At 67.5% G+C, this 19,255-nt stretch carries 15 protein-coding genes and 1 tRNA gene; 5 read left to right on the plus strand and 11 right to left on the minus strand.

The genetic code is table 11. From position 1 onward, the window contains the following. Nucleotides 1-324: 324 nt before the first annotated feature. On the plus strand, nt 325-855 hold the full coding sequence (locus VF649_RS15010) for a hypothetical protein (protein WP_331012764.1): 531 nt from the start codon (nt 325-327) through the stop codon (nt 853-855). A gap of 18 nt (nt 856-873) precedes the next feature. Here the strand turns inward: VF649_RS15010 and VF649_RS15015 are convergent. From VF649_RS15015 to VF649_RS15045, 7 genes are all read right to left on the minus strand, one after another. Next, a tRNA-Phe gene (locus tag VF649_RS15015) sits at nt 874-949 on the minus strand. Between the two features lie 21 nt (nt 950-970). Then, nucleotides 971-1,180 (minus strand): DNA gyrase inhibitor YacG, encoded by a 210-nt coding sequence (locus VF649_RS15020; protein WP_331012765.1) that lies wholly within the window; start codon nt 1,178-1,180, stop codon nt 971-973. Further along, a complete protein-coding gene (locus VF649_RS15025; protein ID WP_331012766.1) occupies nt 1,146-2,153 on the minus strand; it encodes a ribonuclease in 1,008 nt (335 codons plus the stop codon). Before VF649_RS15025 ends, VF649_RS15020 begins: the two co-directional genes overlap by 35 nt. Beyond that, a complete protein-coding gene (locus tag VF649_RS15030) occupies nt 2,146-2,721 on the minus strand; it encodes a Maf family protein (protein ID WP_331012767.1) in 576 nt (191 codons plus the stop codon). Before VF649_RS15030 ends, VF649_RS15025 begins: the two co-directional genes overlap by 8 nt. 203 nt (nt 2,722-2,924) lie before the next feature. Continuing rightward, the gene (gene infA, locus VF649_RS15035) at nt 2,925-3,143 is read right to left on the minus strand and encodes a translation initiation factor IF-1 (protein ID WP_076068064.1); all 219 of its coding nucleotides are present in this window, start codon (nt 3,141-3,143) and stop codon (nt 2,925-2,927) included. Nucleotides 3,144-3,310: 167 nt separating this feature from the next. Continuing rightward, complete coding sequence (locus tag VF649_RS15040) at nt 3,311-6,712, minus strand: class I SAM-dependent DNA methyltransferase (protein ID WP_331012768.1); 3,402 nt, start codon at nt 6,710-6,712, stop codon at nt 3,311-3,313. A gap of 268 nt (nt 6,713-6,980) precedes the next feature. Next, a complete protein-coding gene (locus tag VF649_RS15045; RefSeq protein WP_331012769.1) occupies nt 6,981-9,128 on the minus strand; it encodes a sodium-translocating pyrophosphatase in 2,148 nt (715 codons plus the stop codon). Nucleotides 9,129-9,521: 393 nt separating this feature from the next. Here VF649_RS15045 and VF649_RS15050 point away from each other — a divergent pair, with 393 nt between their 5' ends. Beyond that, nucleotides 9,522-10,670 (plus strand): zinc-dependent alcohol dehydrogenase, encoded by a 1,149-nt coding sequence (locus tag VF649_RS15050; protein ID WP_331012770.1) that lies wholly within the window; start codon nt 9,522-9,524, stop codon nt 10,668-10,670. Nucleotides 10,671-10,682: 12 nt separating this feature from the next. Further along, nucleotides 10,683-11,318: a hypothetical protein gene (locus tag VF649_RS15055; protein ID WP_331012771.1), complete on the plus strand. Its 636-nt coding sequence runs from the start codon at nt 10,683-10,685 to the stop codon at nt 11,316-11,318. Between the two features lie 9 nt (nt 11,319-11,327). Here VF649_RS15055 and VF649_RS15060 read toward each other — a convergent pair whose 3' ends face one another. Together VF649_RS15060 and VF649_RS15065 are read right to left on the minus strand one after the other, a co-directional pair. Next, nucleotides 11,328-13,199, minus strand: a complete 1,872-nt coding sequence (locus tag VF649_RS15060) for an ATP-binding protein (RefSeq protein ID WP_331012772.1) — start codon at nt 13,197-13,199, stop codon at nt 11,328-11,330. Between the two features lie 171 nt (nt 13,200-13,370). Beyond that, complete coding sequence (locus tag VF649_RS15065) at nt 13,371-14,351, minus strand: alpha/beta hydrolase (protein ID WP_414713696.1); 981 nt, start codon at nt 14,349-14,351, stop codon at nt 13,371-13,373. Nucleotides 14,352-14,446: 95 nt separating this feature from the next. Here VF649_RS15065 and uvrB point away from each other — a divergent pair, with 95 nt between their 5' ends. Beyond that, a complete protein-coding gene (uvrB, locus tag VF649_RS15070) occupies nt 14,447-16,648 on the plus strand; it encodes an excinuclease ABC subunit UvrB (RefSeq protein WP_331012774.1) in 2,202 nt (733 codons plus the stop codon). Between the two features lie 64 nt (nt 16,649-16,712). Beyond that, on the plus strand, nt 16,713-17,249 hold the full coding sequence (locus VF649_RS15075) for a hypothetical protein (RefSeq protein ID WP_331012775.1): 537 nt from the start codon (nt 16,713-16,715) through the stop codon (nt 17,247-17,249). A gap of 306 nt (nt 17,250-17,555) precedes the next feature. On the opposite strand, the gene VF649_RS15080 is transcribed toward VF649_RS15075, so the two are convergent. Beyond that, nucleotides 17,556-18,791, minus strand: a complete 1,236-nt coding sequence (locus VF649_RS15080) for an NAD(P)/FAD-dependent oxidoreductase (RefSeq protein WP_331012776.1) — start codon at nt 18,789-18,791, stop codon at nt 17,556-17,558. A gap of 26 nt (nt 18,792-18,817) precedes the next feature. Then, nucleotides 18,818-19,234 carry a secondary thiamine-phosphate synthase enzyme YjbQ gene (locus VF649_RS15085; protein WP_331012777.1) on the minus strand — a complete coding sequence of 139 codons (417 nt, stop codon included), beginning with the start codon at nt 19,232-19,234 and terminating at the stop codon, nt 18,818-18,820. Between the last annotated feature and the right edge of the window lie 21 nt (nt 19,235-19,255).

Below are 19,255 nucleotides of genomic sequence, written 5' to 3' on the forward strand. Positions count from 1 at the left end.
CCCGTCGCCATCGCTGCAACCACCCGCGCCCGCAGGTCACCCGAATACGCCTTGCCCATCCATGCCGGCCTCCAACCCAGCCGGAATCTTGAATCACCAAATCAGGCCGATGGGAATCCCCTCCGATTCAACTCGATCGAGTTCGACTCTAGCAGCTTCTTAATCCCGTTCTGCGACGCTGGGGAACTTCGGGGGTGACAGACATGGCTGAGGCGGAAGCGACTGGTCGCTGGCCTTGGCCCGTCACCTGGCAAGCAGGGCTTCACGATGAATGATCGAGCGCGCACGTCCGGCGGGGCGGGCCATCCCAACCCGGTTGCCGCAATGGCGACAACGGTGCTGGTTCCCGAGGCCCTTCGCCGTTACCTCGCCCGGCGCTGCGGCCACGTCGACGCGCTGCTGGCCGACCTGCTGCGCGACAATCCGGTTGGCAGAACCTTGTCGATACCGGCCGTCGCGGACGTTTATCGTGGCATCGATACCTGCAGCTTGGGCGTGACGACGTTGCTCCGGCACCTGCAGTCGGCCGTAGAGATCACCCTCGTGTTGAAGAATGATGTGATCCCTTCAGTGGGAAGGCTGGCGGTGCATGCCGGCGCGACTTCGACCGATCTCGTGCTGCCGCACCTTTTCGACAGTTGGAGGGCCAGCGTCAGCCACGGGCTGCTCCGCGACAAGTTCGGCATCCCGTTCCTGCGACCCGAACTCGTGATCGAAGAGCTTGTCGATGAAGGGGCCGGCGTTCGGATCCGTTGCCAGCCGGTCGTCACCAACCTCGATTTGGCGGATCCGACGGGCGACCAGGGTCTACATGATGCCTATGGCCACGTTAGCGGGTCAAGCCGACGTTTCTAACGTGTCCTATTACGAAAGTGGTGCCCGGGGACGGGATCGAACCGCCGACACCGTGATTTTCAGTCACGTGCTCTACCAACTGAGCTACCCGGGCAGGACAGTGTTGGAGGGGGGCCTATAGAGGCCGGATCGCATCGCTGTCCAGACCTTCCATGTCGGAATCGTCAATCGCGGGGCCGGGGATGCGGTAACCATCGTCCAGCCATTGCAGCAGGTCGCGATCGCGACACCCCTGGCTGCAGAACGGATCATGCGCGGGCACGTTCGCCTTGCCGCAGACGGGGCAGGCATTACGCGCGCGGCGGAGGGTATTCGGTTTCGACATAGGCCGCGGATATGGCGCGCGCGGCATCGGCCCGCAAGGCGACCGCCGCACCGATTCGGCGGCCGAGCGTCTCGGTCCAGTCCGGCCGCGCCGCGATCCGCGCGATCACCGCGGGCGCCGCCACCAGCGTGCGCGCGCCGATTCCGCCCGCTCGCTCCGCCTGCCGCAGCAACGCCAGCGCGGCGGTGAGTACCAGGTCTGCCGCCAGCAATTCGGGCAAGCTGGCGCGCGTCCGCCGCCGCACGATCTGGAGGAAACCGAAGCCGTTGACCGCGGTGCGTTCGAACGGCTGCGGCAGGATCGCATCGACCGCCGCCGCCACGGCCTGCCGCACCGCCTTGTCCGATACGGTCGGCAGGTCGATGCCGATCGATCCGCCGATATCCATCCGCCGGATCGCCCGCGCCGCCGCCTGCGCGCCCGCCAGCGCCAGCGCCGCCGGCGGCAACGCGCCATCGACATCGAACAGGGCCATCGCCGGCGTCACCGACAGCCTGAGCGCGCCGCCCGGAAAATCGATCGCGCCGCTCGTCGCTTCCTCGATCAGTTCGGACCAGCCCGCCGCCTCCAGCCGGTCCGCCCCGTGCGCCGGCAGCGTGACGACCGGCCGCCCGGTGGCCACCAGCTGCGCCGCCAGATCGGGCCCGTCGCACGGGCTCGCCCCGGCGGCGGCCGCGCGCGCGCGCGCCTGTTTCGGCCGCCCCGTCTCGGGGATCGGCTCGCGTACGATCTCGACCAGCAGGCGGCCACCTTCGGCCACGCCCTCCGGCAACGGCTCCAGCACCGCCTCGCCATCGTCGAAGGCGACCAGGCCCCGGCGCCCGGGCGTCGTGATCCGCGTCAACCGCGCCCGCCGCACGCTGCCGGCACGCACGCCGCCCTCGCGCTCGACCCTGGCGTCCAGGATCACGCCATCGACCACCAGCGCCGCCCGGACCTCCCCGATCCCGGCCTCGCACAGCCATTCAGCCAAGCGCGATCCCCGCCGCGCTCAACAGGGCGCGGGTTTCGAACAGCGGCAGGCCGACCACGCCCGAATGGCTGCCCGACAGGAAGCGGACATAGGCTTCGGCAGTGCCCTGGATGGCATAGCCGCCGGCCTTGCCCTCCCACTCTCCGCCTGCCAGATAGGCGTCGATCTCCGCCGCGGTGAGCACCTTGAACGCGACGATGCTGGTGGAGATGCGGTGGCGGGCGCGGCCGTCCGGCGCCACCAGCGTCACCGCCGAATGCACCCGGTGCCGCCGCCCCGACAGCAGGGTCAAACAGGTGCGCGCGGTCGCGGCATCCTCCGCCTTGGGCAGGATACGGATGCCCGCGCCGACCACCGTGTCGGCGCCCAGCACATGCGCATCGGGGTGGCGGGCGGCCACCAGCGCCGCCTTCGCTGCCGCCAGCCGCGCCGCATGCGCGGCCGGGCGCTCGCCCTTCAGCGGGGTTTCGTCGAGATCGGCGGGATCGACCACATCCGGTACGACCCCGATCCGCGCGAGCAGATCCAGGCGGCGGAGCGATGCGGAGGCGAGGATCAGTCGGGGCATGCGTCTCTCATGGCAGGTCGAATCGCATGAAGGTCACCCATTCCATTCAGACACCTGCCCCAATCGATATGTCCGCCCATTCCAAGCGCAGTCGAGGGACCCTTCGAGCATAGCCGAGAAGGCAGCGTCGATCCCCTCGACTGCGCTCGGGATGGACGGGTGGGGTGGAGACGTCCGTGGCGCTCGGCACCATCACAACCGCATCACTTGAACCGATACGTGATCCGGCCCTTGGTCAAATCATAGGGGGTGAGTTCGCACAGCACCTCATCCCCCACCAGCACGCGGATGCGGTTCTTGCGCATCTTGCCGGCGGTGTGCCCCAAGATCTCATGGTCGTTCTCAAGCTTCACGCGGAACATGGCGTTGGGCAAAAGCTCCACCACCTGACCACGCATTTCGAGCAATTCTTCCTTAGCCAAACAGGCCTCTTGTCTTTTCGGGGTTTGAACGCGTGCCGCCCCCTACTGCATCGACCGCGGAAAAGGAAGCGAATCGCCAAAGGTCACACAGGATCACACCATGCCGGCGGTGCGCGGGGGCCATTGCACATCCCGATCCCGCCCGGCTCGGGCAGAACCCGCTCACCTCAAGCTGCACGGCGAAGATAGTAACGCACCCCGTCCAGCGCAACATGCCCCAGCCGTTCCAGCGCGGCCAGCGTGGCGCTGATCCGCCGCTCGACCCGCATCCCCTGTGTATAGCGCCGGGCGATATCCGACCCCGTCAGCGCCGCGCCGCCGCGCAGGGCAGACAACACCGCCGCGGTCTGCCCGATCGCGTCGCGCGGAAAGGTCGGCTTGCGCGCCATACCCTGCGGCAGCGCGACTTCGATCTGCGCGTCCGCCGCCGCGGCCAGTTGCGGCACGCCGGCGCGGCCCAGCTGATAGTCCGGCCGCAGCCAGCGTACGATTCCACGCCGCTCCTCGGCATGACGCTCCGCATTCAGCGCCACCAGCCGCATCAGAATCGTCGCATCGTCCAGCGTCCCCGCTCGCTGCTCCGCCCCCCAGCCATAGGCGTCCGCCACCGCCGCATCGATCCGGTCGTGCAGCTCGATCAGGATATCGATCCGCCCGCGCCGGCGCTGGTCCTGCTCGACCCTGTCCAGCACCGCCCCGCTCCGCACCCGCGTGCAGAGGTTATAGAGCCCGGTCAGCGTCAGGTCCGCCTCCGCCGCCAACACGGCTTTCCGCATCGCGTCCAGCTCCTCCGCCAGATCGCCGATCACCGCCCGCTGCGCGGGTGAGGCGTCGGGGAAAGGGAACGGGTCGAAACACAGGCTTTTGGTGTAGCGATGCCCGGCCGCGAAGCTGGCGACGCCCAGCAGGGCACTGGCGGCATAGGTCCATTCCAGGTGGATGACCGAGGACAGGATACCGAGCGTGTAGGCATCGGCCGCGGCGGTGCAGACCAGCATATTGTCCGGCAGAATCACCGCATCCAGAAACTGGAACGTGCGATGCTTGGCGGTTTCGACGGTCGCGATGTAGCGATCCAGGCCGGCAAGCGCCGGCCGCAACTCCCGCCGCGGCTCGCCGAATATCCACCACTGGTTGCGATAGGCCGCCCGATTATTGTGTAGCCGCTCCGGCTTTACCGTGACGAGAAGGTGCTGATACACTTCGGGAAACCGGTTGCGGACCTCCGTCTCGCCAAGGCCGAGCAGATCGACGACCATCCGGTCGCGCGATCTGGCCGTGATATCGCGGCCGTTCCGATAGGGTCGGATATGCGACTCCAGCCCGCCCCGACGACCCATCCCCAGCGATGCTACGCTATTCGGGGCAACGATGAACCCCGATCCGTGGAGCGAGACGCCGCGCGAACACAGGCCGTCATTGGCGCGCAACGTGAAGGCCCGGGTCAGGTCGGCGCCTACGGTAAGGTCGGGATTGATCCTGCCGACCGTTTCCCCGAGCAGTATCATCGGCGCATCCGTATCCAGCCCGCTTTCCTCCACCACCGCCAACAGGCTCCCCTCGCCCGCCCCGGCCGCCGCCACCGTCATCGCGATCCGGACCGCGGCGGCATCACGGGTCGCCTTGGTCCAGGGGTGATCGGGGATCGCCATCAGCAGGTGGACCGGCTTGTGCGCGTCCAGCCGGGCGGCGATCACGCGGCGGCTATAGTCCTGCGTAATCGAATTGGTGGTGACGAACCCGAACCGCTTCAGCCGCGTGCCGGGTTCGGTCAGCCGTTCGGCGGCGCGGTCCCACCAGTACATCACGAAGTCGGCCGATTTCGGCATCTTCGGATGCGCCTTCCACAGCCCCGCCACATAGGCGTCGCCCAGCCGCCCGCGCAGGTCCTTGCCGCCGATGAAGGGCGGATTGCCGACGATATAGTCCGCGTCCGGCCAGGCGGGACGCCGCGGATTGTGCAGGGCGATACCGGTGTCGCCGGGCGGTGCGGGATCATGCGCCAGCACCGCATCGGCCGCGACGATCGTGCGCAGGCTTTCCAGCACCGGATCGGACACGATCCCGCCACCGCGCAGCTGCCATTGCAGATAGCCGAGCCACAGCACCAGTTCGGCGATCGCGGCCGCGCGCGGGTTGAGTTCCAGCCCCAGGAAATTGCGCGGGTGGACGGTGTCGGTTTCCAGCGCCAGCGCCTCCTGCCCGCCAAGATCGGCCAGCACCTCCAGCACATCGCCTTCCAGCCGCTTCATCAGTTCCAGCGCGACATAGAGGAAATTGCCGGTACCGCAGGCGGGATCCAGCACGCGCGTCGTCGCCAGCCGGACATGGAAATCATGCACCGCGCGGATCGCGGCCATCGGGTCGGCGGTCCGCTCGCGCTCCACCGTGCCCAGCACCACGGTTTCCCATTCGCGCTGCAACGGCGCGATCACGGTCGCGATCACCAGCCGTTCGACATAGGCGCGCGGCGTGTAATGCGCGCCCAGCCGCCGCCGCTCGGCCTTGTCCAGCGCCTGTTCCAGCAGCGTGCCGAAGATCGCGGGCTCGACCTCGGTCCAGTCGTGCAGCGACGCCTGGTACAGTTCGCCGATCTCCTCGCGTTCCAACGCGATGGCGCGACCGTCCGAAAACAGCCCGCCGTTGAACCGCCGCACCGTCCGCCGCAGCACCGGCGACAGCCCGCCGACATTCATGGTCCGCCACAGATCCTCCAGCAGTGGCGCAAAGCTGGCCGGTGCCACCTGCGTATCGTGGAGCAATTGCGTGAAGCAGCCGCGCTCCAGCAGCCCCGTATCCTCCGCGAACATCGTGAACAGGCACCGCATCAGGAAATGCGCGACCGGTTCCGGCGGATGGCCGCGATCCTCCAGCAGCTTGCTGACCGATGCCAATCGCCGCGCAATATCGCGGGTGACATGCGCCGCGCGGCGAGTGGGGTCCAGGCTGTGCGGGTCGACCCAGATCGCCCGAAGCCGGTCGCGGACCGCCGGATCAGCGAGATCCTCCAGATACAGGCGGTAGCCGCTGCGGTCCGGAAACTGCCGGTAATTCTTCCCCTGCCCCGAAAAATCGGCGAACAGTTCGATCGCATGGCCGACATCGCACACCAGGATGAACGGTGGCCAGCCATGCTCGATCGGCAGGGCGCGCGCATATTGCTCCGCCTGTTCGCGCGCATTGCGCATCAGCACGTCCCAACCGCGATGCGCGCTGCGCCGCCCGCGGACGGCGGGCGCGGCGACGCCCGGCAGCACGCCCTGCTCCGGCATCGCCACGGCCTTGGCCCCGCCGGGTTCGCGGCTCTGCTTGGCTTCCAGCACGAAACACCCGCGTCGATACAGGTCGATCCGGCCATGCCCGGTCCGCCCCGCCTCGTCATGGAACCGTACCGCCCGTTCGAACACATAGTCGTTCCGGGCATGCGTCGCACCGGCGGGATCGGGCGGCGGCAGATCGAGCAGCGTGCAAAGCTCGATCAGGAACAGCGGGAAATTCGCGCGCTCGGCGCCGCCCTCATTGCTGCGCCAGCGGTGGATGAAGTTCTGGACGGGATCGGAGTCGTGCATCCGAAGGAGGGTGCGGACCGGATGACCGGACGTCGCGCAACGTACCGTCCGTTTCCGAGCAAAACAGACTCAAGTGTTTGATCCATTATGGCGGGAAACACGCGGTCGAAGGCAGGGTTTTCCGATCCGCAATCAACCGTCCATCCCGAGCGTAGTCGAGGGACCGACCGAGCAAAGCCGAGCGCGTCCACCTTCAGGCTTCCCGACTACACTCGAAAGCGTCCCTCGACTTCGCTCGGGGTGAACGGAAACAGCGATTGTCCTTGTCCTACCCCGCATGCCCCGACAGCGCCGCCAGCAGCAGCAGCGCGACGATGTTGGTGATCTTGATCATCGGGTTCACGGCCGGTCCCGCCGTATCCTTGTAGGGATCACCCACCGTATCCCCGGTCACCGCGGCCTTGTGCGCCTCGCTGCCCTTGCCGCCATGGTTGCCGTCCTCGATATACTTCTTGGCATTGTCCCATGCGCCGCCGCCGCTCGTCATCGAAATCGCGACGAACAGCCCGGACACGATCACGCCCAGCAACAGGGCACCCAGCGCGGCGAACCCCTCGCCCTGCCCCGCGATCGCGGTGATCAGGTAATAGACGACGATCGGTGCCAGCACCGGCAGCAGCGACGGCACGATCATCTCGCGGATCGCTGCCCGCGTCACCAGGTCGACCGTGCGCGCATAGTTGGGCCGGCTGGTCCCCGCCATGATGCCGGGATTATCCCGGAACTGCGCGCGCACCTCTTCCACCACCGCGCCGGCGGCGCGCCCCACCGCCGTCATCCCGAACGCGCCGAAGACATAGGGCAGCAGCGCCCCCAGCAGCAGGCCGACGATGACGTACGGATTGGACAGCGAGAAATCGACCGCGACATCCGGGAAGAACAGCCGGAGATCGGTGGTATAGGCCCCGAACAGCACCAGCGCGGCCAGCCCCGCCGATCCGATCGCATAGCCCTTGGTCACCGCCTTGGTGGTGTTGCCGACCGCATCCAGCGCGTCGGTGCGGACCCGGACCTCATCGGGAAGCCCCGCCATCTCCGCGATGCCACCGGCATTGTCGGTAACGGGGCCATAGGCATCCAGCGCGACCACCATCCCCGCCAGCGCCAGCATCGCGGTCGCGGCAAAGGCGATGCCGATCAATCCCGCCAGCTGATAGGCGACGATGATCCCGATGCAGATCACGATCGTCGGCAGCGCGGTTGCCTCCAGGCTGATCGCCAGCCCCTGGATGACGTTGGTGCCGTGCCCGGTCTCCGACGCCTTGGCGATCGACCGCACCGGCCGGTGATTGGTGCCGGTATAATATTCGGTGATCCACACCAGCAGGCCGGTCACCGCCAGCCCGACCATCATCGCGCCGAACAGGTCCCAACCGGTGAAACCGCCGATCGCCGCCGCCACCTGGCTGCCGACCTCGCCACCCGCTGCCTCACGCGGGGTGCCGATCGGTGCGCTCAGATCGCCCAGCGCATAGACGCTGACCGCCCAGATCGCCGGGATCGACAGCAGTGCGGTGGTGAAGAACCCCTTGTACAGCGCGCCCATGATCGATGCGCCGCGGCCCAGCCGGACCATGTAGGTTCCCAGGATCGACGTCAGGATGCACACGCCGCCGATCAGCAGCGGCAACGCCATCAGCGCGCCGACCTGCGCGGTCGTCCCCTGCACCAGCAACGCGATCAGCACCATCGTCGCCCCGACCGTCACGACATAGGTTTCGAACAGATCGGCGGCCATGCCCGCGCAATCACCGACATTGTCGCCCACATTGTCCGCGATCGTCGCGGGATTGCGGGGGTCGTCCTCCGGGATCCCGGCCTCGACCTTGCCGACCAGGTCCGCGCCGACATCGGCCGCCTTGGTGAAGATGCCGCCGCCCAGCCGCGCGAAGATCGAGATCAGCGACGCCCCGAACGCCAGCGCGACCAGCGCGTCCACCACCAGCCGGTCATTGGGCGCCGCCCCCGCGATCGCGGTCAGATAATAGAAGAAGATCGCGATCGCGAGCAGCGCCAGCCCCGCGACCAGAATGCCCGTCACCGCGCCGGCCCGGAACGCGGTGGTCAGCCCCGCCTGCAACGACGTCCGCGCAGCCTCCGCCGTCCGGACATTGGCCTTTACCGAAATGTTCATCCCGATATAGCCCGTCGCGCCCGACAGCACCGCGCCCAGCACGAACCCGACCGCGGACGTCGCGCCCAGCGTCAGGAACACCAGCACCGCGACGACGATGCCGACGATCGCGATCGTACGATATTGCCGGCCCAGATAGGCGCGCGCGCCCTCCTGGATCGCGCCGGCGATCTCCTGCATCCGTTCATTTCCGGGCGAGGCCGCCAGCACCTGCCTCGATGTCGCAAAGCCGTAGACAATGGCAACCAGCCCGCAGGCGATCGCGAGAAGCACGATAGTCATCCTGTTCCTTCCCTTTTTATCCGGGCGAACGAGGGACAGTTGAACGCCCGTCTTTTTGGTGGACGCGAGAATGGAACAGGGCCGGGGATTGTCAATAGCAAAGCCCACCTCGCGACAATCATGCCACCATGGGCAATTCGGCCGCAGCGGGCGGCGCGGGCACACCCTCAATACGGCGGCGGGAACGGGCCGCACGCGGCTCGGCATCCATCGCACGCGCTCCGGGCTGGCCGGGCCGCGGTGCACGCCCATTGCCCGTCCGCACACGCCAGACGACGCGTACCGGAACTTGCACCGCGACGGCCGGTTTGCCGTTTAATTCCGTGTTTTCAGCGGGCTGCACTGACATTTGTCAGGATGCCCGGTCGCCGTTCGGAAAGGATCGAGATCGCCATGCTGGCCATGAACTATCGCGGGCCATACCGCGTCCGCATCGACGAGAAACCGATGCCGAAGATCCTGCATCCGGAGGATGCGATCGTCCGGGTCACGCGGTCCTGCATCTGCGGGTCCGATCTCCACCTCTATCACGGCATGGTGCCCGACACGCGCGTCGGCATGACGTTCGGTCATGAGTTTTGCGGCATCGTCGAAGACGTTGGCGCAGAGGTCCGCACGCTGAAAAAAGGCGATCATGTGCTGGTCCCGTTCAACATCGCCTGCGGCAAATGCCATTTCTGCCAGCAGGGGCTGTTCGGAAATTGCCACGAAAGCAATGCGCAGGCGACCGCGGTCGGCGGCATCTTCGGCTATTCGCATACCGCCGGCGGCTATGACGGCGGTCAGGCGCAATTCGTGCGCGTGCCCTATGCCGACGTCGGGCCGATGCTGATCCCCGACTGGATGGATCCGGACGACGCGGTGCTGCTGACCGATGTCGTGCCCACCGGCTATCAGGCGGCGGAAATGGGCGGCATCCAGCGCGGCGACACCGTCGTCGTGTTCGGGGCGGGCCCCGTCGGACTGATGGCCGCCAAGTCCGCCTGGCTGTTCGGGGCGGCGCGCGTCATCGTCATCGACCAGGTCGAATATCGATTGGAGTTCGCGCGGCGCTTCGCACAGGCCGAAGCCTATAATTTCCGCGAGATGGACGATCCCGTCGTCTTCCTGAAGAAGACGACCGAGTCGCTTGGCGCCGATGTCTGCATCGATGCCGTGGGTGGCGACGCCGCCGGCAACGCGTTGCAGACGCTGTTCGGGACCAAGCTGAAACTGGAAGCGGGCAATGCGATCGCGCTGCACTGGGCCATCAACTCGGTGAAGAAGGGCGGGATCGTGTCGATCGTCGGCGTCTACGGCCCCACCGGCAACATGGTCCCGATCGGCAACGTCGTGAACAAGGGGATCACGATCCGCGCGAATCAGGCGTCGGTCAAACGGCTGCTGCCCAAGCTGGTCGATCATATCCGCGCCGGACGGATCGATCCCAAGCAGCTCATCACCCACCGCGTGCCCCTGACCGACGCGGCCGACGCCTATCACATCTTTTCGGCCAAGCTGGACGGCTGCATCAAGCCCGTCCTGCTGCCGCACGCTGCCTGAGGGACACAGCACATGACCAGGGCCATCGTCGATACCGCCACCATCCCCGGCTGGGGCGTGGATGCCGATCCGGACAATGATCCGACCTTCCCGATGCGGCATGTGGAGGATCAGCACAGCCGGGGGCTGAACTGGGTCCGCCCGGCCGAACAGCGGACCGACGTCGAAATCCTGCAATCGATCGAACATGATCGCCGGCCTGCCGTGGTCGGCACCGCGACACCGCCCAGCGGCCTCAGCGGGGCGATCCGCCGTGTCGCGTTCCGGCGCAGCGAATCGGACTGGTGGCATTGGCTGCTGCTGATGGGCGCGGACCGGATCAACATGGTCGAAGGCGTCGTCCAGGATCTGGCACGCGGCACCGTTCCGAACATCCCCGCCGAAATGGGGATCCGGGCGGAATGGCGCCACAACAAACGCGGCCTCGCGACCAAGCTGGGTGTCGCCGCCACGGCATCGGCGGCGCTGTATCTGCTGCTCCGACGCCGCCCGGCGGCACCGCCGGTCGCGACGATCGGCAACGGCCGCATGACGACGATCCGGGAAACCGAAACCACGCTGGGCCAGGATCTGGACCATGCCGGACTGGGCAGGGGCCATGCCGGCGCGGGTGAGGATGTGGTCCCCGGTACCGGCAGCAGCTTCTGATCCCGGCGGTTACCCCCTGGCGGACCGCGCCCGTGCCAGCGCCGCGATCAGTTCCGCGGCGCTGAACGGTTTCATCAATCGGGGAACCTGCGTCGGGATCTCCGCCCCGGCGGTCACATAGCCTGTCACCAGCAGGATCGGCAGCCCCGGCCGTTCAGCCCGGACGATGCGGATCAGGTCCGCACCCGATCGCCCCGGCATCCGGAAATCGGTCACGATCGCATCAATGGCCTGATCCCCGGCCAATATCATCAGGGCCGCGCCCACACCGTCCGCCTCGATCACGGTCTGATCCGCCTGCCGCAGCATCTCCGCCGTGGCGGTCCGGACGGCCGCGTCATCGTCGACCAGCAGGATGCGGCCCGGCGGGATATCCGGGATCTCCGTGTCCTGGACGACGGCCGGCGCCGGTTCGCGGCTGTGCGGCAGGACGATCGTCATGACGGTGCCGCGTCCCAGTGTACTGGCGATTCGCAGCACGCCGCCCGACTGCCCCGCAAAGCCATGCACCATCGACAGGCCCAGACCCGTTCCCTTGTCGCCCGGCTTGGTCGTGAAGAACGGATCGATCGCGCGTTTCAGCGTCGTCTCGCTCATCCCGGTCCCGGTATCGATCACGCGCAGGCTGACATAGTCGCCGGGCGGCAGCCCAGCGACATCCTCGCCCGCCGCCGGTCTGGCGGTCACGCGCAGCTGCCCGCCATCCGGCATCGCATCGCGCGCGTTGATGATCAGGTTCAGGATCGCCAGTTCCAGCTGGCTGCTGTCGGCGTAGACCAGCGGCAGCCCGTCATCCAGATCGATGCTCACCTGAATCGCGGACGGCACCGAATGCGCGATCAGGTCGGACATCCCGGCCAGCAGGTCGCCAAGGTCCACCGGTCGCGGCGACAGCGACTGGCGGCGGGAAAAGGCCAGCAGGCGGCTGACGAGCGACTTGGCGCGCTCCGCGCTGGCCGACGCCGCCTGGACATAACGCGTGATCCGCGCATCGTCGGTCCGCCGCGCGATCAGGTCGAGATTGCCGATGATCGGTGTCAGCAAATTGTTGAAATCATGCGCCACCCCGCCGGTCAGCTGGCCCAGCGCTTCCATCCGTTGCGCCTTCAATCGCGCCGCCTGGCTGTCGCGTACCTGGTGCAGCTCCGCCACCAGCAACCGGACCAGCACGAACAACAGCAACAGGCTGAGCACCGCCGCCATCGCCAGCAGCAGGATCGCGCTGCGTTGCGGCCGCACCAGGTCCCTGGCCGGGGTGCGGATCAGGATCGTCCAGGGTGTTCCCGCAACCGGTGCCCGCGTCTCCAGCACGCGCGCATCCGCCAGCGCGGCCGATCGGGCATCACCGACCTGCGTCACCGCCTGCCCGCGGGCGTCCAGGATCGCGGCCGACCAGTCCACCGGCAAGGGCTGCGACCGCAGCAGCACGCGCAGCCGCTCGGCCGGAATCACCGCGGACACCACATAGCGGACCTGCCCGGCCTGCAGCACCGGTGCCCGCACCGCAAACGCGACATAGTTGTCGGGGCCGCGCGCGACATCGCCGATGACGGGGATCCGGTCGCGGATCACCCGCCGGAAACTTGGTATCTCCACGACCCGCCGGGCTTCGCGACGCCCCTCCATCTCCGGCACATTGACCAACCGGTTACCCGCGAGATCAGCGACCGTGACGCGGTGCCAATCCGGCTGGATCGCGATGATCCGTCCGGCCAGCGTCCGGAACCGGACCAGGTCCATCCTGCCGTCGAAGGCTGGCGATTGCGCGATCATCTGCACCGCATGGGACGCGCCTTCCAGCTTGACCGACAGCAACGCGGAGAAGAACCGCGCCGCCGCGTCCGCCTGCTGCTGTACCGCCGCGCGCTGGCTTCGGAGCATGGTTACCCCGAAGGTTCCACCAAGGACGACGACGGGCAGCAGGCCGGCCGTCACAAGCAAGGAGATCGAACGCCGCACAGCCTGTCACTCTTCCCCCCGCGTCCGCCGATTTGCTAATCGATCCCGGTGCGCGATGCTAGGGACGACGCCGTGGGAATTCACTGCCTTGGATCAAGGGGTTGGGCGTCCGCCATGCGCGCGTGCCCACCGGGCGAACGCCTGCGGCCACAGCGCGCCGAAATTGCTGTCCGGCAATTGCATCCCGAACCCATGCCCGCCTTGTTCCAGCAGTTGCGCGGCCACCGGCACGCCGGCGGCGCGGCAGGCCGCGACCCAGCCCGTGCTGCACTCCACGGGCACCACCAGATCGTCGATCGCGTGGACCAGGAAACAGGGCGGGGTGCGATCCGTCACATGCAGCAACGGCGATCGCCGGTCGATCAGCGCAGCCGCCGGGGCAGGCCCCAGCAGCGCATCACGCGATCCGCGATGCGTGAACGGGTCGCGCAACGTCGTGACCGGATAGATCAGCCCTGCGAAGGCCGGCCGCGCGGATTGCCGGTCGGCGTCGTCGATCGGCCGGTACACCGCATCGTCATGGCCGGTCGCCAGGCTGGCGGCCAGATGCCCGCCCGCGGAAAAACCCAGGATTCCGGTCCTGACCGGATCGACACCGAATCCGGCCGCGTTGGCGCGGATCAGCCGCATCGCACGCTGCGCATCCTGCAACGGCACGTCGGCCTGCGCGTCCCAACCTTCGGACGGCAGGCGGTAGCTCAGCACGAATAGGGTGAAGCCCACCGCACCCAGCACCCGCGCGACATCCATCCCCTCGTTCTGGACGGACAGGAATCCATACCCGCCACCCGGGATGGACAGGATGCCGATCCCGTTGGGTTTCGCCGGGCGATAGACGTGCAGCATCGGCGTTGCGATCCCGCGCAGCCACAGTTGCCGGTGGCCGGCATCCCCGTTCATCGACGGCGCATAGGTCGGCAGGCGCGACCGCGCACCGGGCGGGCGGCCCGGCCATAACGGCATGCCTTCGCGGGGTGGCCAGGCCGGCAGGCGCGCGGGGCGCTCCGCACCCTTGGCATGCCCCGCCAACCCGGCGGCAAGGACACTGCCGATCACCAGGCGCCGATCCATCATCGCTTCTCCCTGCGCACGTTCCAGCGCCTGCTATCACCGCGCGCTGCCAGCCGGAAGGGCTAGGAACCGGTGCCCTGCCCGCCCATATTCGCGCCATGGCGATCCAGATTCGAACCTCCCTTGCGGAACCCGAAACCGACACGAACTTCGTACCGCATCGCCCCGCGCGGCCGGTCAAGCAGGAGGGCGGGCGCAAGTTCCGGCTGGAGTCCGATTACCAACCCTCGGGGGATCAGCCGACCGCCATCGCCGAACTCTCCGCCCAGGCGCGGGAGGGCGAACGCGATCAGGTGCTGCTGGGCGTCACCGGCTCTGGCAAGACCTTCACCATGGCGAAGGTGGTCGAGGAACTGCAGCGCCCGGCGCTGGTGCTTGCCCCCAACAAGATCCTGGCGGCACAGCTCTACGGCGAATTCAAGCAGTTCTTCCCGGATAACGCGGTCGAGTTCTTCGTCAGCTATTACGACTATTATCAGCCCGAGGCCTATGTCGCGCGGTCCGATACCTATATCGAAAAGGAATCGTCGATCAACGAGACGATCGACCGGATGCGCCATTCGGCCACCCGCTCGCTCCTGGAACGTGACGATGTGCTGATCGTGGCATCGGTGTCCTGCCTCTACGGTATCGGCTCGGTCGAAACCTATTCGGCGATGATCTTCGACCTGAAACGGGGGCAGAGTGCAGATCAGCGCGAGATCATCCGCAAGCTGGTCGCGCTGCAATATAAGCGCAACGAACAGAGCTTCACCCGCGGTACCTTCCGCGTCCGCGGTGATACGATCGAACTGTTTCCGTCGCACTATGACGATGCCGCCTGGCGCATTTCCTTCTTCGGGGACGAGATCGAGGAGATTGCGGAATTCGATCCGTTGACCGGCAAGACCGCGGCCAAGCTGCCGTCGATCCGGATCTACGCCAATTCGCATTATGTTACGCCCGGCCCGACGATGCAGCAGGCCGCCGGTGCAATCCGCCACGAACTGACCGAGCGGCTGAAGGAACTGGTGATGGAGGGCAAGCTGCTGGAAGCGCAGCGGCTGGAACAGCGCACCAATTTCGATCTGGAAATGATTGCGGCGACCGGCAGCTGTGCCGGGATCGAGAATTACAGCCGCTTCCTGACCGGACGCCTGCCGGGCGAGCCGCCGCCCACCTTGTTCGAATATCTGCCCGAAAACGCGCTGCTGTTCGTCGATGAAAGCCATCAGACGATCGGCCAGATCAACGGCATGTCGCGCGGCGATCACCGGCGCAAGATCACGCTGGCGGAATATGGCTTCCGGCTGCCGTCCTGCATCGACAATCGCCCGCTGCGCTTCAACGAATGGGACGCGATGCGGCCGCAGACGGTCTATGTCTCGGCCACGCCCGGCCCCTGGGAACTGGACCAGACCGGCGGCGTATTCGCCGAACAGGTCATCCGCCCGACCGGGCTGATCGATCCGCCGATCGAGGTCCGCCCGATCGAAAGCCAGGTCGACGATCTCGTCCACGAATGCCAGGCGACCGCGAAACTCGGCTACCGGTCGCTGGTCACCACCCTCACCAAGCGAATGGCGGAGGATCTCACCGAATATCTGCACGAAGCGGGGATGAAGGTCCGCTACATGCACAGCGATGTCGAGACGCTGGAACGGATCGAACTGATCCGCGATCTCCGGCTCGGCGTCTATGACGTGCTGGTCGGCATCAACCTGCTGCGCGAGGGGCTCGATATTCCCGAATGCGGGCTGGTCGCGATCCTGGATGCCGACAAGGAAGGCTTTCTCCGCTCCGAAACCTCGCTGATCCAGACGATCGGCCGCGCCGCCCGCAACGTGGAGGGGCGCGTGATCCTCTATGCCGACACCATCACGGGATCGATGGAACGCGCCATGGCCGAAACCGCGCGCCGCCGGGAAAAGCAGGAGGCGTATAACACCGAACACGGCATCACCCCGGCCACGATCAAGCGCAACATCACGGATATCGTCGGCCATCTCGCGTCGAAGGATCAGGTGACCGTCGAGACCGGGATCGAGGACCGGCCGCACATGGTCGGCCATAATCTGCGCGCCTACATCCAGGAACTGGAAGGCCGGATGCGCCGTGCCGCCGCCGATCTGGAATTCGAGGAAGCCGGCCGCCTGCGCGACGAGATTCGCGGCCTCGAACAGGAAGAACTCGGGTTGCCGCCGGCCGAACACAAGGCGCCGGTGCGCGGCAACGCCGTCGCCGGCAAGCCCGGCACCCGTACCACCCGCTACGCCAAGGCCAAGGAAGCCCGCGCCCAGAAACGCAGCCGCGCGGGCTGACCCACGCGCGGTCCCGATCCGGCCTGCCCTTCCCAATCCGCGCCTGCTCCGCCACAAGGCGCGCATGCGTTGCCTGCCCCCCCTTGCCGCTTTGGCCCTTGCCGCCCTGACCCTTGCCGCATGCGTGGCGCCGCAACCGACGACCAGCCCCCCGACCCCGCCGCCCGCCGCCGCTGCGCCGGCACCGGCACCGGCGGCTCCGATCCCATCCTGGCAGGACGGACCCGTCGCGCCCGGGATCTGGCGGTGGGAACGCGACGCGCGCGGGTCGGTGGCGATGTTCGGTGTGGTGGGTGAACTGGCCCGGTTCGTCGTCCGGTGCGACGCGGCCGAGCGGCGGATCAGCCTGACCCTGCCCGGCGAGGTTGCCGCCGGCGCCACGCTGACGATCCAGACCAGCGACGGCACTCGCACGCTTCCGGCCGCGGCCACCGGCGCGCAACCCGCCTATGCCGGTGCGGCGCTGCCCGCCGGCGACGGCTTCCTCGACCGGATCGCGTTCAGCCGCGGGCGGTTCCGGGTCCAGTTGTCCGACCACCCGCCGATCGTGGTTCCCGCCTGGCCGGAATTCGCCCGCACGATCGAGGATTGCCGCGGTTGATCCACATCCGCTGCGAACCGTGAAAAAATTTTGCCGGACCGGCTTGCCGAACCACCCCTGATGACTCATCTTCGGTGTCGCCCATCAACGTAGCGAAAGGAGGTGATCCGATGTCTCATGGTTCAGAAGCGAGGTCGGTTCAGTCCGTTCGGGGGACGCGCGCCTAACGGCAAGCGCCCAAGGTCTCCCGGGCCGCTTTCCGGCCGCTGACCATGTAAGGGGGCCACCGTCGCAGCATTGCGGCGGTGGCCCTCTTCACGTCCGGCAATCTATGATTCCGCCGTACCAATCCGACCGGCCGGGCGTTCAGGCCGCGGCCAGCATCGCCTTCAACGGCACGCCCGCGTCCGCCAGCATCGCCGGATCGATCGCCGCGCCGGCCAGGACCAGCGCCTTGCCCTGGACATAATCCTTGACCGCATTGACGCAGTCGAGCGCGATCACCCGGCTGCCACGCAGATAGATGACGGAAAAGGACCGCGTGCCGATGTCGCCGCGCACCACCACCGCGTCATGGCCGGTCGACAGGCCGACCGTCTGCAATCGCAGATCATATTGGTTCGACCAGAACCACGGCACGGCGTCATAAGGCTGCCCCACGCCCAGGATGTCGCGCGCCGCGACGGTGGCCTGATCATTGGCGTTCTGCACCGACTCCAGCCGGATCTCCGCACCGTCGGCATGCCGGTTCGCGTGCCGCGCGCAATCCCCGATGGCGTGGACATGCGGCAGGCTGGTCCGGCACAGCGCATCGACATCCACGCCGTTGCCGCCCACCGCCCCCGCATCGATCAGCGGCGCGACCGACGGCACGATCCCGATCCCGACGATCACGATTCCGGCATCCAGCACCGTGCCGTCCGCCAGCCGCACGCCGGTCACGCGCGTGCCGTCGCCCACCAGGCAGTCGACGCCGATGCCCAGCCGCACGTCGACCCCGCGCGCGCGGTGCTCGGCCTCGTAAAATCGCGACAGCGGTTCGCCCGCCACGCGTGCCAGCACGCGGTCCTGCGCCTCCAGCACGGTCACCGCCTTGCCCGACTTGGCCAGCACCGCCGCCGCCTCCAGCCCGATATAGCCGCCACCGATCACGACCACCCGGTCCTGGGTCCGCAATTCCTGTTCCAGCCGGTCGACATCGGCACGGCTGCGGATGCCGTGCACGCCCGCCAGCGTCGATCCGTCGCAGGTCAGCCGCCGCGCATGCCCGCCCGCCGCCCAGATCAGCTCGTCATAGGACAGCACCCCGCCGACGGCATCGGTCGCGGTCCGCGCCGCCGCATCGACCGCCACGATCCGCCGTCCGGTCAGCAGCATGACGCTGCGCTCGTTCCAGAATGCCAGCGGCCGGATCAGGATCCGATCGAAGGGCTTGTCCCCCGCCAGATAGTCCTTGGACAGCGGCGGCCGTTCATAAGGCGGCTCCGGCTCCTCGGTCACGATCGCGATGCTGCCGTCAAACCCGCCCTGGCGCAGCGCGATTGCCGCCTGCGCGCCGCCATGGCCCCCGCCCACGATCAGCACGTCATAATGATCCGCCATGCGACTCTCCCGCTTTTTCGGGAGGATTAGCCGCCAATCAGGTGCAGCACCACCTCCCGCCGGTGCGGGCGGCGCCGATGTTCGAACAGGTAGATGCCCTGCCAGGTCCCCAGCGCGGGCACCCCGTCCAGCAACGGGATCGACAGGCTGGCGTCGGTCAACGCACTACGCAGATGCGCGGGCATGTCGTCCGGTCCTTCATCGTCATGCGCATACACGCCGCTTTCCGGTGCCAGCCGGGCGAAATAGCGTTCGATGTCGCCGCGGACCTCCGGCGCCGCATTCTCCTGGATCATCAGCGAGGCCGACGTATGCCGGCAGAACAGCGTCAGCAGCCCGGATCGCATCCGCTGTTCCGTGACCCACGCGACCACGTCACGGCTGATGTCCACCAGCCCCTGCCCCGCGGTTGCGATGCGGATCAGGCCGGTCGCCTGCCGCATCGGCCCGCCATCGCCCTCCGG

The organism is Sphingomonas sp., assembly GCF_036387535.1.
Classification (GTDB): Bacteria; Pseudomonadota; Alphaproteobacteria; order Sphingomonadales; family Sphingomonadaceae; genus Sphingomonas_R.